General features: G+C 70.3%; 16 protein-coding genes and 1 tRNA gene. 2 read left to right on the top strand and 15 right to left on the bottom strand.

What is annotated here, in order from left to right:
- Positions 1-349: 349 nt before the first annotated feature.
- A complete protein-coding gene (locus ACFY5B_RS18380; RefSeq protein WP_389970150.1) occupies positions 350-1,177 on the bottom strand; it encodes a hypothetical protein in 828 nt (275 codons plus the stop codon).
- A gap of 238 nt (positions 1,178-1,415) precedes the next feature.
- Positions 1,416-1,497, bottom strand: a tRNA-Tyr gene (locus tag ACFY5B_RS18375).
- Positions 1,498-1,717: 220 nt separating this feature from the next.
- On the opposite strand from ACFY5B_RS18375, the gene ACFY5B_RS18370 reads away from it, so the two are divergent.
- A complete protein-coding gene (locus tag ACFY5B_RS18370; RefSeq protein WP_031108414.1) occupies positions 1,718-2,206 on the top strand; it encodes a YajQ family cyclic di-GMP-binding protein in 489 nt (162 codons plus the stop codon).
- A 96-nt stretch (positions 2,207-2,302) separates the two neighbouring features.
- On the opposite strand, the gene ACFY5B_RS18365 is transcribed toward ACFY5B_RS18370, so the two are convergent.
- Complete coding sequence (locus tag ACFY5B_RS18365) at positions 2,303-2,569, bottom strand: GlsB/YeaQ/YmgE family stress response membrane protein (protein WP_030839776.1); 267 nt, start codon at positions 2,567-2,569, stop codon at positions 2,303-2,305.
- A 194-nt stretch (positions 2,570-2,763) separates the two neighbouring features.
- Between ACFY5B_RS18365 and ACFY5B_RS18360 the strand changes: the two genes are divergently transcribed.
- Positions 2,764-4,032 carry an APC family permease gene (locus ACFY5B_RS18360; protein ID WP_389970147.1) on the top strand — a complete coding sequence of 423 codons (1,269 nt, stop codon included), beginning with the start codon at positions 2,764-2,766 and terminating at the stop codon, positions 4,030-4,032.
- A gap of 299 nt (positions 4,033-4,331) precedes the next feature.
- Here the strand turns inward: ACFY5B_RS18360 and ACFY5B_RS18355 are convergent, their stop codons facing one another.
- The 12 genes from ACFY5B_RS18355 to ACFY5B_RS18300 all read right to left on the bottom strand — a co-directional run bounded on the left by ACFY5B_RS18355 (position 4,332) and on the right by ACFY5B_RS18300 (position 16,248).
- Positions 4,332-4,724, bottom strand: coding sequence for a YccF domain-containing protein (locus ACFY5B_RS18355; RefSeq protein ID WP_344459202.1), 393 nt, complete (start codon positions 4,722-4,724; stop codon positions 4,332-4,334).
- Entirely contained in the window at positions 4,721-5,584 is an 864-nt protein-coding gene (htpX, locus tag ACFY5B_RS18350; protein WP_033309007.1) for a zinc metalloprotease HtpX, read from the bottom strand. The genes ACFY5B_RS18355 and htpX overlap by 4 nt, the downstream gene beginning before the upstream one ends.
- 271 nt (positions 5,585-5,855) lie before the next feature.
- Positions 5,856-7,379, bottom strand: a complete 1,524-nt coding sequence (locus ACFY5B_RS18345) for an NADH-quinone oxidoreductase subunit N (protein WP_389970144.1) — start codon at positions 7,377-7,379, stop codon at positions 5,856-5,858.
- Positions 7,376-8,950, bottom strand: a complete 1,575-nt coding sequence (locus ACFY5B_RS18340) for a NuoM family protein (protein ID WP_389970141.1) — start codon at positions 8,948-8,950, stop codon at positions 7,376-7,378. The genes ACFY5B_RS18345 and ACFY5B_RS18340 overlap by 4 nt, the downstream gene beginning before the upstream one ends.
- A gap of 6 nt (positions 8,951-8,956) precedes the next feature.
- Positions 8,957-10,951, bottom strand: a complete 1,995-nt coding sequence (locus tag ACFY5B_RS18335; protein WP_389970138.1) for an NADH-quinone oxidoreductase subunit L — start codon at positions 10,949-10,951, stop codon at positions 8,957-8,959.
- Positions 10,948-11,340 carry an NADH-quinone oxidoreductase subunit NuoK gene (gene nuoK, locus ACFY5B_RS18330; protein WP_389970135.1) on the bottom strand — a complete coding sequence of 131 codons (393 nt, stop codon included), beginning with the start codon at positions 11,338-11,340 and terminating at the stop codon, positions 10,948-10,950. The genes ACFY5B_RS18335 and nuoK overlap by 4 nt, the downstream gene beginning before the upstream one ends.
- Positions 11,340-12,020 carry an NADH-quinone oxidoreductase subunit J gene (locus ACFY5B_RS18325; RefSeq protein WP_389970132.1) on the bottom strand — a complete coding sequence of 227 codons (681 nt, stop codon included), beginning with the start codon at positions 12,018-12,020 and terminating at the stop codon, positions 11,340-11,342. Before ACFY5B_RS18325 ends, nuoK begins: the two co-directional genes overlap by 1 nt.
- A complete protein-coding gene (locus ACFY5B_RS18320; protein WP_389970129.1) occupies positions 12,017-12,742 on the bottom strand; it encodes a 4Fe-4S binding protein in 726 nt (241 codons plus the stop codon). The genes ACFY5B_RS18325 and ACFY5B_RS18320 overlap by 4 nt, the downstream gene beginning before the upstream one ends.
- Positions 12,743-12,744: 2 nt before the next feature.
- The gene (locus tag ACFY5B_RS18315; protein WP_104785612.1) at positions 12,745-13,713 is read right to left on the bottom strand and encodes a complex I subunit 1 family protein; all 969 of its coding nucleotides are present in this window, start codon (positions 13,711-13,713) and stop codon (positions 12,745-12,747) included.
- Entirely contained in the window at positions 13,710-15,239 is a 1,530-nt protein-coding gene (locus ACFY5B_RS18310; RefSeq protein WP_389970126.1) for an NADH-quinone oxidoreductase subunit C, read from the bottom strand. Before ACFY5B_RS18310 ends, ACFY5B_RS18315 begins: the two co-directional genes overlap by 4 nt.
- The gene (locus ACFY5B_RS18305; protein ID WP_389970123.1) at positions 15,236-15,850 is read right to left on the bottom strand and encodes an NADH-quinone oxidoreductase subunit B; all 615 of its coding nucleotides are present in this window, start codon (positions 15,848-15,850) and stop codon (positions 15,236-15,238) included. Before ACFY5B_RS18305 ends, ACFY5B_RS18310 begins: the two co-directional genes overlap by 4 nt.
- Entirely contained in the window at positions 15,841-16,248 is a 408-nt protein-coding gene (locus ACFY5B_RS18300; RefSeq protein ID WP_104785621.1) for an NADH-quinone oxidoreductase subunit A, read from the bottom strand. The genes ACFY5B_RS18305 and ACFY5B_RS18300 overlap by 10 nt, the downstream gene beginning before the upstream one ends.
- Positions 16,249-16,355: the final 107 nt, after the last annotated feature.

The following is a 16,355-nucleotide window of genomic DNA, read 5'->3' as shown; positions in this document are numbered from 1 at the left end:
CTATATGTTGAGAGTGGCAAGGAGTAGGTGACTCCTTGCCTTTCTCATGTGCGCATTTCTCTGGGGAACGGCAGGTCAGAGGCCTTCATGTAGGCCGCTGCGCACGGTCGTCGATCCTGGCTGGAGGCACTGTGAGGGAACATCGATGAGGGAACATCGATGAGGGAGCGTTGATGAGGGAGCGTTGATTGCGGGAGCGCGATTGCGGGAGCGTCGCATTGAGGGAACGAGGAAAGCCCCTTCTCATCTGCGTCTGCGGAGTTGAGAAGAGGCTTTCCCGGTGTTACGGCGCCAATGGCCGGGCCGGGGAAAGGCTGAACCTCAGATCCCGGCCTAGTTGCCGAAGGCGTCAGCGCACGTCGACGTAGTCGGCCGCGCTGGTGGCGACGCCGGTCGTGGAGTTGCCGTAGTACACCCAGCGGAAGGAGCCGTCGACCGAGGCGGTGACCGTGGTCTTCAGTCCCCCGGTGCTGCTGGTGGTGGCCTTCTTGAGCGTCTTGTAGCTGTCGGCGCCCTTGGCGCGGAACTGGAGGCTGACCGTACGGCCGCTGTAGGCGTCGTACTTCTTCGTGCTCCAGTTCGCCCGGGTCAGCTTGCCCGTGACGGTGATCGTCTTGCCCTTGGTGACCGGCTCCGGCGAGGCGTTGGTGGTGACCTTGGCCGCACGCTTCAGCTGGGCGGTCGTGGACCGCGTCTCCAGTTCCCCGGCCTTGAGGCCGCCGTCGGCCTTCCAAAGCTTCAGCGAGACGCCGACCTCCCAGGTCGTGGCGTCGCTGTTGGAGTCGACATGTTCCTGACTCGGGTGCGGGTCGATGTAGAGGTTGCCCTCACAGCGAGCGTGCTTGGAGTCGATCTCGTAGCAGGTGTAGCTGCCCGGCTGGATGAAGTTCTCACCCGAGTCGGCCGCCGTCTTGATGCTGCCGCGGTAGAGGAAGGGGTACGCGTCGTAGCGGGAGGGGTCTGCGGTGCTGTACCCGGAGGGCAGCGCGACGTTGAAGCTGACGGGCGGCTCCACCACTTTCGACGTGCCGACGACGATCGGCTTGCCGTTGTTGATGACGATGTCCGACACGGTGATACCGGTGTCCGCCGCCTGCGCCGCCGGCGCGTTCAGCACCGAGAGTCCCAGCGCCCCCACGAGCGTGGCCACCGCGACGGTTCGTCTGCCTGTTTTCATTACACCTCTTCAGAAGGGTGCCGTTACGAGAGCCGGCAGCCTATCTGACGCGTTCACGCCCACCGGCCTGGCGAGGTGGAGTGATCATGCTCACCACTGGGAGAGACCCGGGGGCACCGGGGGCCACCGGGGGGCCGGGCGACCAGGAGGGACGACGAGGCGGGTGGTGCCGACCGGAGACACGAAAAACCCCCTCCAGCCAGGTGAGTAACCTGATCAGAGGGGGTCTTCCCCAGTGTGGCGGCGCCAGGATTCGAACCTGGGAAGGCTGAGCCGGCAGATTTACAGTCTGCTCCCTTTGGCCGCTCGGGCACACCGCCGGGGTTGCTGCCCTTCGAGCCGCTCTTCTGCGGCGCTCCGTGGCAACGACGTAAACAATACCTGATGCCGAGGGGTGCTTCGCCACCCGATTGATCGGCGCTCGGAAGGCCTGGGGTGGCTAGGCTTGTCCGGATGCGGCCCGGGACCTGAACGGGCCCTGCGGCCGCCCCCACACGCCGGTACGCACGATACGCACCCCGATACAAGGAGCCACAGGACATGGCCGACTCCAGTTTCGACATCGTCTCGAAGGTCGAGCGGCAGGAGGTCGACAACGCACTCAACCAGGCCGCCAAGGAGATCTCGCAGCGCTACGACTTCAAGGGCGTGGGTGCCTCGATCTCGTGGTCCGGGGAGCAGATCCTCATGGAGGCGAACTCCGAGGACCGGGTGAAGGCCATCCTCGACGTCTTCCAGTCCAAGCTGATCAAGCGGGGCATCTCGCTGAAGGCTCTGGAGGCGGGCGAGCCCCAGCTCTCCGGCAAGGAGTACAAGATCTTCTCGTCGATCAAGGAGGGCATCTCCCAGGAGAACGCGAAGAAGGTGGCGAAGACCATCCGCGACGAGGGCCCCAAGGGCGTGAAGGCGCAGGTGCAGGGCGAGGAGCTGCGGGTCAGCTCCAAGAACCGTGACGATCTGCAGGCCGTCATCGCCCTGTTGAAGGGCAAGGACTTCGACTTCGCCCTGCAGTTCGTGAACTACCGGTAGGTCCGGTCCCGGCCCCGCGCCCGCACGGACGCGTGAAGGGTGGGCACCGCCGGGGTGCCCACCCTTCACGTCTGCCGGCTGCCGTCGGCGGGCCCGTCAGTCGCGGGAGTTGCCGAACAGGAGGCGGTAGGCGATCAGGAGGACGAGCGATCCGCCGATCGCCGCAGCCCAGGTCGCACCGTCGTAGAAACCCTTGGTGATCGGGTGGTCCATCCAGCGGGCCGAGATCCAGCCGCCGATGAACGCGCCCGCGATGCCGATCAGGGTCGTGCCTATGAGGCCGCCCGGGTCGCGGCCCGGCAGCAGGAACTTCGCGATGGCGCCGGCCAACAGTCCCAGGATGATCCAGCTGATGATGGTCATGCCGTGAACCTGCCCTTTCACGCTGTGCCCGCACTGTCCCGCCCGTGTGATCTTGCTTTCGGCAGGCAGGGGCCTGTGCGTCGTACGTCGGGCGTCCCGCGCGCGGCCTCCTCGCCCCGCACGTTCACACCGTCTTGGTGGGGAGGACGCCCCGGCCCCGCCCGTCGGTTGCACTGATCAGTAGGGTGCGACGCATGACAGCCTCCGGCCCTGGATTGCGCCGCACCCTCGGCGTGGGCGACGCCGTCGTCATCGGACTCGGCTCGATGGTGGGAGCCGGGATCTTCGCTGCCCTGGCGCCGGCCGCGCACGCCGCCGGCTCCGGGCTGCTCCTCGGGCTGGCCGTCGCCGCTGTGGTCGCCTACTGCAACGCCATGTCGTCGGCTCGCCTCGCCGCCCTGTATCCGGCCTCGGGCGGTACCTATGTGTACGGGCGGGAGCGGCTCGGGGAGTTCTGGGGGTATCTCGCGGGCTGGTCCTTCGTGGTCGGGAAGACGGCCTCCTGTGCGGCGATGGCGCTCACCGTGGGCACGTACGTCTGGCCGGGACAGGCGCACGCCGTGGCGGTCGCGGCCGTGGTGGCACTGACAGCGGTGAACTACGGCGGTGTCCAGAAGTCCGCCTGGCTCACGCGGGTGATCGTGGCGCTCGTCGTGGCTGTCCTCTCGTGTGTGGTGGTCGTGTGTCTGGCATCCGGTGAGGCCGATGCCGGGCGGCTGGACATCGGGGCCTCGGGTGGGGCGGACGGCGTGCTGCAGGCGGCCGGTCTGCTGTTCTTCGCCTTCGCGGGGTACGCCCGGATCGCGACCCTCGGCGAGGAGGTGCGGGATCCGGCGCGCACCATTCCGCGCGCGATCCCGCTGGCGCTGGGCATCGCCCTGGTGGTCTACCTGTGTGTCGCGGTGGCTGTCCTTTCGGTGCTGGGGTCGGGCGGTCTCGGGGCCACGACGGCGCCGCTGGCCGAGGCGGTACGGGCGGCCGGGGCGCCCTGGCTCGTGCCGGTGGTGCGGGTCGGTGCCGCCGTGGCGGCGCTGGGGTCGCTGCTGGCGCTGATCCTCGGGGTGTCGCGGACGACGCTTGCGATGGCACGGGACCGGCATCTGCCGCGGGCGCTGGCCTCCGTGCATCCGCGGTTCCAGGTGCCGCACCGGGCGGAGCTGGCCGTGGGTGCGGTGGTCGCGGTCCTGGCGGCCACGGTGGACGTCCGGGGCGCGATCGGGTTTTCCTCCTTCGGTGTGCTGGCGTACTACGCCGTGGCCAACGCGTCGGCCTGGACCTTGTCTTCGGCGCCGTCGGCAAGGGTGGTGCCGGCGGTGGGGCTGGCCGGGTGTGTGGCGCTGGCGTTCTCGCTGCCCGGAGTGTCGGTGGTCGTGGGCGCGGGGGTGCTGGTGGTGGGGGTGGTTGCGTACGCGGTGCGGCGGTGGAGGCAGGCAGGGACTGGGACTGGGGCCGGGGAACGGTAGAGCCGGCCTCCACGACGGCCCGGGCCTTCAGGAACCTCTCGGCTCGGGCCTTTCCCGGCCTCTCGAATCGGGCCCTGCACGGTCTCTCGCCACGGGTCCTCCGGGCCCTCTCATCGGGGCGGACGGTTCGGGGCGCGGAGTGCCACCCGCCCAGCGGGCGTTGTGCGTATTGGTCGTCACTCGGGTCGGCAACTGCTCGGTCGCGGTCATGGGTGCATCATGCGGGCCGCCGCTGACAGTCGGGCGGGCCTGTGGACAACCCCCGGCCTGTGGACAACGGAGGGCAGGCGCCCTCTTCGTCAGCGCACCGCGAACGGCTCGTTCGTCCGCACGATGTCTCGGCCGAGCGGGAGCAACGAGACCGGGATGAGCTTGAAGTTGGCGATGCCCAGCGGGATGCCGATGATCGTGACGCACAGGGCGATGCCGGTGGCGATGTGGCCCAAGGCGAGCCACCAGCCGGCGAGCACCAGCCACAGAACGTTGCCCACACAGGACGGCGCGCCCGCGTCACGGCGCTCGATCGTCGTGTACCCGAAGGGCCACAGGGCGTAGACGCCTATGCGGAAGGCCGCGATGCCGAACGGGATGCCGATGATGGTGATGCAGAGCAGCAGGCCCGCGAGCATGTAGGCGAGGAACAGCCAGAAGCCGCTCAGGACGAGCCATATGACGTTGAGTATGGTCCTCACTGGTTCCCACCTGCCATCTTCTCGAGCCGGGCGATCCGTTCCGCCATCGGCGGGTGTGTGGAGAACATCTTCGAGAGGCCCTGGCCGGGCCGGAACGGGTTCGCGATCATCATGTGACTGGCGGTCTCGATGCGCGGCTCGGGCGGCAGCGGGAGCTGCTTCGTGCCGAGTTCGAGCTTGCGCAGGGCGCTGGCCAGGGCGAGCGGGTCGCCGGTGAGCTGGGCACCGGAGGCGTCCGCCTGGTATTCCCGCGAGCGGCTGATGGCCAGTTGGATGAGCGAGGCAGCGAGCGGGCCCAGGAGCATGATCAGCAGCATGCCGAGCAGACCGGGGCCGTCGTCGTCGTCCGAGCGTCCGATGGGGATCAGCCAGGCGAAGTTGACAAGAAACATGATGACCGAGGCGAGGGCGCCGGCGACCGACGAGATGAGGATGTCGCGGTTGTAGACGTGGCTGAGCTCGTGGCCGATGACGCCGCGCAGCTCACGCTCGTCCAGCAGGCGCAGGATGCCGTCGGTGCAGCACACGGCGGCGTTGCGTGGATTGCGGCCCGTGGCGAAGGCGTTGGGTGCCTCCGTCGGGGAGATGTACAGGCGCGGCATGGGCTGGCGCGCCTGGGTGGAGAGCTCTCGGACCATGCGGTAGAGCGCCGGAGCCTCGAACTCGCTCACCGGGCGGGCGCGCATCGCGCGTAGTGCCAGTTTGTCGCTGTTCCAGTACGCGTACGCGTTGGTGGCCAGTGCTACCAGGACGGCGATGACGAGCCCCATGCGGCCGAAGAAGCTGCCGATGACGATGATGAGTGCGGACAGTCCTCCCAGGAGTATCGCTGTCCTGAGCCCGTTGTGCCGGCGGTGCACGGTACGCCCTCCAAGTCGTGCGGCAGGGGAACCCTTGCTTGCTGAATCTGCGGTGCCACTGGTGCCGCGTCGTCACGTCCAGTGGACCCTCCCGTACTGGTCAACGCCAGGCGGGAGGCTCGAGTTCCCTGGTACGTGCGGCGGCGGGTGTGGACCGTCCGGGTTACGGCGCCGACGAGCGGCACGCGCGCGTGGGGGCGAGTGCCCCGCACGCGCGCGGTGTAAGCGGCCGTCTTTCCGGTGGGGCCGCTGTGTCCATTTGGAACGGGGCTCAGAAGAGGCCGGTGTCGGTGAAGCGCAGGACCAGCTGGGGTGCGCCGGACAGGGCGATGCCGAGGACGCCGGTCAGGGCGATCGCTGCGGTGACCGGTCCGGGGACACGGTGCCTCTCGGGTTCGCCCTTGGGGGCGCGGAACAGCAGGGCCGTCCACTGCAGGTAGTAGAACAGCGCGACGACGACGTTGACGGCCATGACCACGGCCAGCCAGCCGAGGCCGGCGTCGACGGCCGCCGAGAAGACGGTGACCTTGGCGAAGAGACCGATGATGCCCGGCGGCAGTCCGGCGAGGCAGAGCAGGAAGAACGCCAGGAGCAGCGCGGACAGCGGGCTGGAGGCGTACAGGCCGCGGTAGTCGGCGACTCGGTTGAGGACCCTCGTGCGGCCCACGAGCGCGGCCACCGCGAAGGCGCCGAGGTTCACGGCGCCGTACATCAGGGCGTAGGCGACGGTGGAGCCGATCGACTTCTCGGCGTCCTTGGAGTACGCGGCGGCGGCGATCGGCACCAGGAGGTAGCCGGCCTGTCCGACGGAGGACCAGGCGAGCAGGCGTACCGCGCTGTACGCGCGCGTGGCCTGCTGGCGCAGCGCTCCGGCGTTGCCCACGGTCATGGTGAGCGCGGCCAGGGCTGCCAGGGCGGGGCCCCAGACGTGGGCGTATGACGGGAGGGCCACGACCGTGACGAGGATGAGGCCGCTGAAGCCGACCGCCTTGCCGATGACCGACAGGTAGGCCGCGATCGGCAGGGGTGCCCCCACGTAGGTGTCGGGGACCCAGAAGTGAAACGGCACGGCGGCCGTCTTGAAGGCGAAGCCGACAAGGGTGAGGACGACGCCTGTCTGGGCGAGCGTGTGGAACTGCCCGTCGACGTCCTGGATGCGGTCGGCGACCTGGGTGAGGTAGAGGGTGCCCGTGGTGGCGTACACGAAGCTGATGCCCATCAGGCTGACCGCGGTCGCGGTGACCGAGGACAGGAAGAACTTCAGGGCCGCCTCGGAGGACTTCCGGTCGCCGTACCGGAGGCCGACCAGTGCGAACGCGGGCAGGGAGGCGACCTCCAGGGCGACGATCAGGGTCGCGAGGTCGCGGGAGGCGGGCAGGAGCGCGGCGCCGGCCGCGGAGGACAGCAGTAGGAACCAGTACTCGCCGTCAGGGAGGTCCTTGCGGGCGTCCTTCAGGGCGGTGACCGACAGGAGGGCGGCGAGGAGGGCGCCGCCGAGGACCAGGAACTGGATGACCAGGGTGAAGCGGTCGGCCGTGTAGCTGCACACGGTGGCGTCACCGGTCAGGCAGAAGGTGCTGCGGTCGCCGTCCAGGAGGGGCAGCAGCGTCAGCGTGGCGGCGGCCAGGCCCGCCACCGATGTCCAGCCGAGCAGGGCCTTGCGCTGCTCTGCGACGAACAGGTCGGCGACCAGGACGACGAGTCCGACGACCGCCACGATGGTGGGCGGGGCGATCGCGAGCCAGTCGACGGACTGGACCAGCGACGCCGCCAGGGTCTGAGCGGGGGAGCTCATCGGGTGCCTCCTGCGAGGAGCTGCTGGACGGCCGGGTCGCTCAGGCCGAGGAGGGCCCTGGGCCACAGACCCGCGAGGACGGTGAGGGCCACGAGCGGGGTCCACGCCGCGAACTCGTAGGAACGGACGTCGGGGAGCGTCGGTGCGTCCTGGGGCAGGGCGCCCATGCAGACGCGGCGGACCACGATCAGCAGGTAGGCGGCCGTCAGCAGCGTGCCGAACGCGCCGATCGCCATGAAGGTGAGGAAGGCCGCGCGGTTGAGGCCCTCAGCGGGCTGGAACGCGCCGAACAGGGCCAGCATCTCGCCCCAGAACCCGGCCAGGCCCGGCAGGCCGAGCGAGGCGACGGCGGCGAAGGCGAGCAGGCCGCCGAGGCGCGGTGCCTTGCCGTAGAGGGCGGCTCCGGTTTCCTCGGCGAGGGTGTCGAGGTCGGTGGTGCCCGTGCGGTCCTTCAGTGCGCCGACCAGGAAGAAGAGCAGGCCGGTGATGAGGCCGTGGGCGATGTTGGCGAACAGGGCGCCGTTCACGCCGGTCGGGGTCATCGTGGCGATGCCGAGCAGGACGAAGCCCATGTGGCCGACGGAGGAGTAGGCGATGAGGCGCTTGAGGTCGCCCTTCGCGCCCTGCTTGGCGAGGGCCAGGCAGGCCAGGGATCCGTAGATGATGCCGACGACCGCCAGGGCGGCGAGGTAGGGCGCGAAGGTGCGGAAGCCGTCCGGTGCGATGGGGAGCAGGATCCGGACGAATCCGTACGTACCCATCTTCAGCAGTACACCGGCGAGGAGGACCGAGCCGACGGTGGGCGCGGCGGTGTGGGCGTCGGGCAGCCAGCTGTGCAGCGGCCACATCGGCGTCTTCACCGCGAGCCCGATCCCGATCGCCAGAACGGCGATGAGCTGCACTGATGCGCTCAGCGACCGGCCGTTGTCAGTGGCGAGTGCCATCATGTCGAACGTGCCCGCCTTGATCCCGATCAGGAGCAGGCCGAGCAGCATGACCACGGAGCCGAGCAGCGTGTAGAGGATGAAGCGCCATGCGGCCTGGCTTCGTCCCACGCCGCCCCAGCGGGCGATGAGGAAGTACATCGGGATGAGGACCATCTCGAAGGCCAGGAAGAACAGCAGCAGGTCGAGGACGGCGAAGGTCGCGAGGGTGCCGGACTCGAGGACGAGCAGCAGGGCGACGAAGGCCTTGGGAGTCGGCCCCGCAGGCATCTTGAAGTACGAATAGAGCGCGCAGAGGAAGGTCAGCAGCGCGGTCAGGACCAGAAGGGGGAGGGAGATGCCGTCGATGCCGAGGTGGATGCGTACGTCGAGTGCGGGGATCCAGCTGATGTCCGTGCCGGCCTGCATCTTCGACGGCTGGTCGTGGTCGAAGCCGAGCGCGAGGACGATCGCCGCGATGAGGACCGCGCCGGTGACGGTGACGCCGTGCCGGAGCACGGCCTGCTCAGGTGACTTTCCCTTCAGCCCGGGTGGGGCGGGCAGGAGAGCCGCGGCGGCGCCGAGGAGCGGGCCGACGACGATGAACGCCAGAAGGAACTGCATCACGGACTCGCTGATATCGATCACGCCTGCTCACGCTCCCGTGGCGACGAGGACGACGGCGACCGTGAGGACGACGGTGCCGGCGAGCAGCGCGCTCACATAGGTCTGGACGTTGCCGGTCTGGGCGCGCCGTACGGCGGTGCCGAGCCAGCGGGGCAGAGCACCCGCACCGCGGACATAGGTCTCTACGACCTCGCGGTCGAGGAACCGGACGAGGCTCGCTCCGGCCTGGACCGGGCGGACGAAGAGGGTCGTGTACACGGCGTCCAGGTGGAAGCCCGCGGCCGCGTGCCGGTGCAGGGGTCCGAGCAGCAGCCGTCCGGGGTCGGCGGGGTCGGGCGCGTAGGCGATGTCGCCGTAGGCGGGCTCGTGACTGGCGATGGCCTCGGCCTCGACCCGAGCGGCGTCGCCCTCGGGGTGGGCCGCGACCGCGCCGAGCGGGACGCGGGCGGTGAGCGCGGTGGTGTGCCGCCAGGCGGCGTAGGTGACGATGCCACCGACCAGGGCCAGGCCCGTGCCAAGTACGGAGGTGGTCAGGGTCGGGCCGAGGTCGCGGCCGTCGAACCAGCCGGGCAGCAGGCGGAACGCGAACCCGCCGAGGGCCAGGGACGGCACGGCGAGGACCCACAGTACGACGGTCATCGTCAGGGGCTGCCTGCCGTGATCGGGAGCCTCGGTACCCCGGCCGCGGAAGGCGAGCAGCCACAGGCGCATCGCGTAGGCGGCGGTGAGCACGGCCGTGAGCAGGCCGGCGACGAGGACGATCCAGCCCGCGGCGGCGGGGGCGCGCTCGGTGTGACCGGTGACGACGTGCTCGGCGACGCCGAGCACGGCCTCCTTGGAGAAGAACCCGCTGAACGGCGGGATCGCGGCGAGCGCGAGCAGCGCCACGGTCATCGTCCAGTAGGCGTCGGGGATGCGGTCGCGCAGGTTCCGCATGCGGGACATCGCGGCGAGCGAATTGGTGCCTGCGGCGTGGATGATCACGCCGGCGGCGAGGAACAGCAGCGCCTTGAAGGCGCCGTGGGACAGGAGATGGAAGACGGCGGCCCCGCGGTCGCCGACGGCGAGGGCGCCGGTCATGTAGCCGAGCTGGCCGATCGTCGAGTAGGCGAGGACGCGCTTGATGTCGTCCTGGGCGAGCGCGGCGAGCGCCGAGCCGGTCATCGTGACGGCGGCCATGACGGCGAGGACGACCATCGCGGCCTGGGAGGCTTCGAAGACCGGGAGGAGACGGGCGATGAAGTAGACACCGGCGGCGACCATCGTCGCGGCGTGGATCAGCGCGGAGACGGGGGTCGGGCCCGCCATCGCGTCGGGGAGCCAGGTGTGCAGCGGGAACTGCGCCGACTTGCCGGCCACGCCCGCGAGGAGGAGCAGGGCGATCAGCGTCGGGTGGTCGAGGGAGCCGCTCGCGACGGTGCCGAGGATGCGGGTGACGCGGAACGAACCGGCGTCGGTGGCCAGGGCGAACAGGCCGATGAGGAAGGGGACGTCGCCGAGCTTGGTGACCAGGAAGGCCTTGAGGGAGGCGGCGCGGGCCTCCGGGGTCTCCCAGTAGTGGCCGACGAGGAAGTAGGAGCAGATGCCCATGACCTCCCAGCCGACCAGCAGCACGATCAGGTCGCCGGAGTAGACGACCAGGAACATCGCGGAGGTGAACAGCGAGACGAGGGCGGCGTAGGAGGGGTAGCGCGGGTCGTCGCGCAGATAGCCCGTCGAGTAGATCTGCACGCAGGAGGCGACCAGACCGACCAGGACGGCGACGAGGGCGGCGAAGCCGTCGATGTGCAGGGCGAGCTCGATCGGGACCGAGCCGGTGGGGGTGAGTTCCGTGGCCGAGTCGACGGCCGCGTCGCCGCCCTGGCGTACGGCGACCAGTGCGGCGAGTGCGAGGGATGTGAGCGTCGGAAGGACGGCGAGGGGACGGACGAAGCCGGGTGCCGTGCGGCCCAGCAGCAGGCCGGCGGCGGCGCCGAGGAACGGAAGGAGGGGGACGAGGACGGCGAGGGTGGTCGTGGTCACGCGGTGGCCTCAGCCTTCTGGGCCTCGTCGGACTGCTCGGCCGGGCGGGCGTCGGGGTTGTCGGGGTCGTGCCGTTCGGCGGTGTCGCGGAGCCTGTCGATGTCCGAGGTGCCGCGGTTGCGGTGAACGGCGAGGACGATGGCCAGCCCGATGCCGATCTCGGCGGCGGCGATGGCGATGGTGAACAGGGTCAGGGCCTGACCGGAGTGCAGGGTCTCCCTGGCGGCCTTGCTGAGCCAGACGTCGAAGGCGACCAGGTTGAGGTTGACGGCGTTGAGCATGAGCTCGACCGACATCAGGACCAGGATCGCGTTGCGGCGGGCGAGGACGCCGTACAGGCCCGTGCAGAAGAGCAGGGCGGAGAGCACGGCGGGGTAGGCGAGGTGCATCAGCGGGCACCTTCCTGCTTGGAACTTTCCGCACTCTCAGCGACCGTCCGGGAACTCTTGGTGACACCCGAGGCGTTCACAGGGGGAGAGCTCGACTCCGCCTTCGCCTTGCGGGACAGGACGATGGCGCCGACCAGAGCGGCGAGGAGGAGGACGGAGAGGGCCTCGAAGGGGAGCACCCAGTTCTGGAAGAGACTCGCGCCGGTGGCCTCGGTAGAGCCGGCGGCGGGGCCGTCCAGGTCGATCCAGGTCGCGCGGAAGGCGTCGACGACGACCCACACCAGGGCGGCGGCAGCGGCGACGGCCACGGTGAGGGCGGCCCAGCGGTTGCCGGAGTCGGCATCCGGGGAGCGGCCGATGGGGGCTCTGGTGAGCATCAGACCGAACAGGAGGAGGACGACGACGGAACCGACATAGATGAGGACCTGCACCCAGGCGATGAACTCGGCGGTGAGCAGGAGGTATTCGACGGCGAGGCCGCCGAGGGTGACCACCAGCCACAGGGCTGCGTGCACCAGCTGCCTGGTGGTGACGGTGACGAGGGCGGCGCCGAAAGTCACCAGGCCGACGAGGAGGAAGGCGACCTCGACGCCGGTCGGGGAGAGGAAGCCGTGGGTCTCCGCGGCGGCCTCGGCGGTCGGGCCGGTCGCGAGGAGAGCGGCGGTTGCGGCGAGGGTCATTCCGAGCCCTCCTGCCCCGGCTTCGGCTGATCGAGCTTGGACTGATCGGGCTTGGGCTGATCGGGGGTCGGGGCGCCCGGCTTCGGGCGTTCCGGCTTCGGCTGGTCGGTCTGCTGCTTGGAGTCGCCCTGGGGCCGGGTGGGCTGTTCGGCGGCGCGGGCCTGCTCGTCGGCGTGCGGCTCGGCGGGCGGCGGGGCCTGCTGGGCGGCCAGCTTGTCGGCGGCCTTGCGGGCGGCGGCGAGTTCCTTCGGTTCCTCCGCGCCGGGGTCGAGGGCCGGCGGGGCCGGGACGGTCCACATCCACTCGCGGAGCTTGTCCCGCTCGTGGGTGAGGTCGCGGATGTCTGTCTCGGCGTACTCGAACTCAGGGGACCAGAACAGCGCGTCGAAAGGACAGACCTCGATGCAGATACCGCAGTACATGCACAGGGAGAAGTCGATGGCGAAGCGGTCGAGGACGTTGCGGCTGCGCTCGCGGCCGCCAGGGGCCGCCGGCGGGACCGTCTCCTTGTGGGAGTCGATGTAGATGCACCAGTCCGGGCACTCGCGGGCGCACAGCATGCAGACCGTGCAGTTCTCCTCGAACAGGCCGATCACACCGCGGGTGCGGGGCGGGAGGTCGGGCTGGGCGTCGGGGTACTGCGCGGTGACGGACTTCTTCGTCATCGTGCGGAGGGTGACGGCCAGGCCCTTGGCGAGGCCACTGCCAGGAATGGGGGCCATGGTTACTGGATCACCACCTTGACGATGCCGGTGAGGGCGATCTGGGCGAGGGAGAGGGGGACGAGGAGGGTCCAGGCGAGCTTCTGGAGCTGGTCCTCGCGCAGGCGCGGGTAGGTGACGCGCAGCCAGATCACGAGGAAGGCGAGGACGGCGGTCTTCAGCAGGGTCCAGACCCAGCCGAGGCCGTCGGCGCCCCAGGGGCCGTGCCAGCCGCCCAGGAAGAGGACGGTGGTCAGGCCGCACAGGACGACGATTCCGGCGTATTCGGCGAGGAGGAAGAGGGCGAAACGGAGGCCGGTGTACTCGGTGTAGGCGCCGAAGATGATCTCCGAGTCGGCGACGGGCATGTCGAAAGGCGGGCGCTGGAGTTCCGCGAGGCCGGCCACGAAGAACACGATCGCGCCGATGATCTGCCAGGGCAGCCACCACCACTCGAAGGCGTCGAGGATGCCGGGGAGGGAGACGGTGCCGGCCGCCATCGCCACGGAGGCGGCGGTCAGGAGCATCGGCAGTTCGTAGGCGAGGAGCTGGGCGGCGGTGCGCAGGCCGCCGAGGAGGGAGAACTTGTTCGCGGACGCCCAGCCGGCCATGAGAGAGCCGAGGACGCCGACGCCCATGACGGCCAGGACGAAGAAGACGCCCGCGTCGATGACCTGCCCGACGGCTCCCTCGCCGGGGCCGATGGGGATGGCCAGCAGGACGAGGAGGTAGGGCAGGAGGGCGACGGCGGGGGCGAGTTGGAAGATGCGGCGGTCGGCGCCCGCGGGGACGACGTCCTCCTTCTGCGCGAACTTCACGCCGTCGGCGATCAGCTGGGCCCAGCCGTGGAAGCCGCCGGCGTACATGGGGCCGAGGCGGCCCTGCATATGGGCCATGACCTTGTGTTCGGTCTGGCCGATGATCAGGGGGAAGGTGAGGAAGACGACGAAGACGACCAGGAGTCGCAGGGCGACGTCGAGCACGTCGTTCACTGCGGGCCTCCTGCGGGGTCCTCAGGGTTCTTGGAGTCGGTGGGCTTCTTGGGGTGCTCGAGGCCTTCGGGGTTTCCGGGCTTTCCGGGGGCTTCGCGGTTCTCGGGGTTTTCCGGGTTACCCGTGGGCTTCGCGGTGTCGTCCGAGGGGCTCGGCTGGTTCGCCGAGTCCGTGGTGCCCGGGGTGTCGCGGGTCTCCGGGGTGTCCGAGGTGTCCGTCGGGCTCGCCGCACGCTCGGGGGGTGCAGACTCCGGTGTCGGCAACTGCGCTGCCTCGGGCGACGGTTCGGGGGCCGGTTCGTCGAAGGCGGGACGGGCGTGGTGCCAGGGGGCGTCCGAGCTGCGCGGGGCGCTCGAAGACGTGGGGGCGGATGTCGGGGATGCGGAGTCGGGTGTCGGCGTCGGACGGCTGGGCTGCTGACTCGCCGATCCCTGCGCCGCCGAGCGGTTTCGCCGCGGTCCCGAAGAAGCCCGGGCAGCCGACTCGCCGGGCGCCGACTGGCTGGCCGAGCCCTCAGCGGCCGTGCGTGCCCGACGCGGAGTTGCCGCCGAACCCGCTGCACCAGCGCCCTGACCCTGCCCACCGGCAGCCGAAGCCTCCGCACCGGCAGCCGAAGTCTCCGCACCCGCAGCCGAAGTCTCCGCACCCGTGGCGGACTGGCTCGCCGAGCCGTCAGCGGCCTTACGCGTACGCCGGGCGACAGCCGGAGTCTCGTCGGCGGCAGCAGACTGACTCGCGGAGCCCTCCGACGCCGAACGTGCCGGACGTGGGGCAGCCGGACCGCCCGCTTCGGCTGTCGGGGTCTCCGCCTCGGCAGCGGACTGGCTCGCCGACCCCTCCGACGCCGAGCGAGTGCGTCGTACGGGGCGTTCTCCCGCGGGGCGTGCCGCGGCTCGGGCCGGGCGGTCGCCTGCGGCGCGGGCCGGGCCACGGGCCGGGCGGGCTGGGGCCGGCGGGAGCTGGCCCTTGAGGGGGCCCCATTCGTTGGGGTCGGGCACGCCGGGTGGGAGCATCTGGCGGCGCTTGGGTCCGCCGTGTTCCGACTCGCCCGGCTCCTTCGCGCCGGGCCAGGCCTTGGCGACACGGGCGGCCAGGACGAAGTCCTTGCGCAGGGGGTGGCCTTCGAAGTTCTCGGGCAGGAGCAGGTGGTCCAGCGCCGGGTGGCCTTCGAAGGTGATGCCGAACATCTCGTACGTCTCGCGTTCGTGCCAGGCGGTGCCCGCGTAGACGTCGACCGCCGAGGCCAGGGTGGGGGCCTCGTGCGGGACGGTCGTGCGCAGCAGGAGGCGTCGTACGGGAGAGAGCGCGGCGACGTGGGCCGTGACGCGGAAGCCGGTGCCCGGTTCGTCGACGGCGCTCAGCCAGTCGAAGTAGGTGCAGCCGAGGCGGTCGCGGGCGGTCTCCAGGGCGGTGATCCAGGCTGCCGGGGGGACGTCGACCGTCAGGACCTCGTAGGACTCCTCGGCCGTGGCGTCCGGGCCGAAGAGCTCCTCGGCGGTGGCGGGGAGCCAGCCGACGGCGGTCATCGGCCCTCCCCCGAGGTCGTCTCCGGTGCGGGCGGCCGCACCAGTCCGCTCTGCAGCGCCGCCGCCGAAGGACGCCCCGTACCGCTGCCGTACCGCTCCCCCAGCGACTCGCGGGCGATCTTCTCCTGGAGCTTCAGGATGCCCTGGAGCAGCGCCTCGGGGCGGGGCGGACAGCCGGGGACGTAGACGTCGACGGGGATGATCTGGTCGACGCCCTTGGTGACGGAGTACGAGTCCCAGTAGGGGCCGCCGCAGTTGCTGCACGCACCGAAGGAGATGACGTACTTCGGTTCCGGCATCTGCTCGTAGAGGCGCTTCACGGCCGGGGCCATCTTGTCCGTGACCGTGCCGGAGACGACCATCAGGTCGGCCTGGCGGGGGCCCGGGGCGAACGGGATGACGCCGAGGCGGATGAAGTCGTGGCGGGCCATCGACGCGGCGATGAACTCGATCGCGCAGCAGGCGAGGCCGAAGTTGAAGACCCAGAGGGAGTAGCGGCGGCCCCAGTTGAGGACGACCTTCATCGGCTCGGGGGCGAGTCGGGCCAGGGCGCCCAGCCGCTTGGGCTCGGGCAGCAGAACAGGCTCGGACACCGAGGGGTTCACGTCCATGCCAGGACGCCCTTCTTGTAGGCGTAGAGCAGGCCGACCGCCAGGAAGCCGAGGAAGATGAACATCTCGGCCAGGGTCGTCGCGCCGTAGCCGGGGGCGGCGAAGACGGTCGCCCAGGGGAACAGGAAGATCGAGTCCACGGCGAAGATCACGTAGAGGAACGCGTACACGTAGTAGCGGACCTGGGTGTGGGCCCAGCCCTCGCCGACGGGGTCGACGCCGCACTCGTACGTCAGGAGTTTCTCGGGGGTGGGGACCACGGGCCGCAGCAGGCGGCCGGCCCCGAAGGCGACGGCCACGAACAGCACACCGATCACGGCGAGCAGTCCGACGACCGAGTAGGACTGGAAGTAGTCCGCCGCGACGACGGTCGTGGTGACGACGGTCGGTTCCGGCACGTCCGTCCCTCGCTCCCTCAGAATTCGGACCTGGATCCTTCGCCGATGCCGCGGCTCACGGGGATGCCGCCGTTCGACGATCTGTACGCACGGGAGTCTAGGCCCTG

It is taken from the genome of Streptomyces sp. NPDC013187, from assembly GCF_042899705.1.
In the GTDB taxonomy this organism is placed as follows: domain Bacteria; phylum Actinomycetota; class Actinomycetes; order Streptomycetales; family Streptomycetaceae; genus Streptomyces; species Streptomyces hawaiiensis_A.
The sequence above is the reverse complement of the archived record's forward strand: the minus strand, read 5'-3'. Positions and strand labels throughout refer to the sequence as shown.

What these genes read in the sequence shown, in the direction of transcription:
- ACFY5B_RS18380 (WP_389970150.1), bottom strand. Translation starts at nt 1,177, where the DNA reads ATGAAAACAGGCAGACGAACCGTCGCGGTGGCCACGCTCGTGGGGGCG.
- ACFY5B_RS18370 (WP_031108414.1), top strand. Translation starts at nt 1,718, where the DNA reads ATGGCCGACTCCAGTTTCGACATCGTCTCGAAGGTCGAGCGGCAGGAG.
- ACFY5B_RS18365 (WP_030839776.1), bottom strand. Translation starts at nt 2,569, where the DNA reads ATGACCATCATCAGCTGGATCATCCTGGGACTGTTGGCCGGCGCCATC.
- ACFY5B_RS18360 (WP_389970147.1), top strand. Translation starts at nt 2,764, where the DNA reads ATGACAGCCTCCGGCCCTGGATTGCGCCGCACCCTCGGCGTGGGCGAC.
- ACFY5B_RS18345 (WP_389970144.1), bottom strand. Translation starts at nt 7,379, where the DNA reads ATGAGCTCCCCCGCTCAGACCCTGGCGGCGTCGCTGGTCCAGTCCGTC.
- nuoK (WP_389970135.1), bottom strand. Translation starts at nt 11,340, where the DNA reads ATGCACCTCGCCTACCCCGCCGTGCTCTCCGCCCTGCTCTTCTGCACG.
- ACFY5B_RS18325 (WP_389970132.1), bottom strand. Translation starts at nt 12,020, where the DNA reads ATGACCCTCGCCGCAACCGCCGCTCTCCTCGCGACCGGCCCGACCGCC.
- ACFY5B_RS18320 (WP_389970129.1), bottom strand. Translation starts at nt 12,742, where the DNA reads ATGGCCCCCATTCCTGGCAGTGGCCTCGCCAAGGGCCTGGCCGTCACC.
- ACFY5B_RS18310 (WP_389970126.1), bottom strand. Translation starts at nt 15,239, where the DNA reads ATGACCGCCGTCGGCTGGCTCCCCGCCACCGCCGAGGAGCTCTTCGGC.
- ACFY5B_RS18305 (WP_389970123.1), bottom strand. Translation starts at nt 15,850, where the DNA reads ATGGACGTGAACCCCTCGGTGTCCGAGCCTGTTCTGCTGCCCGAGCCC.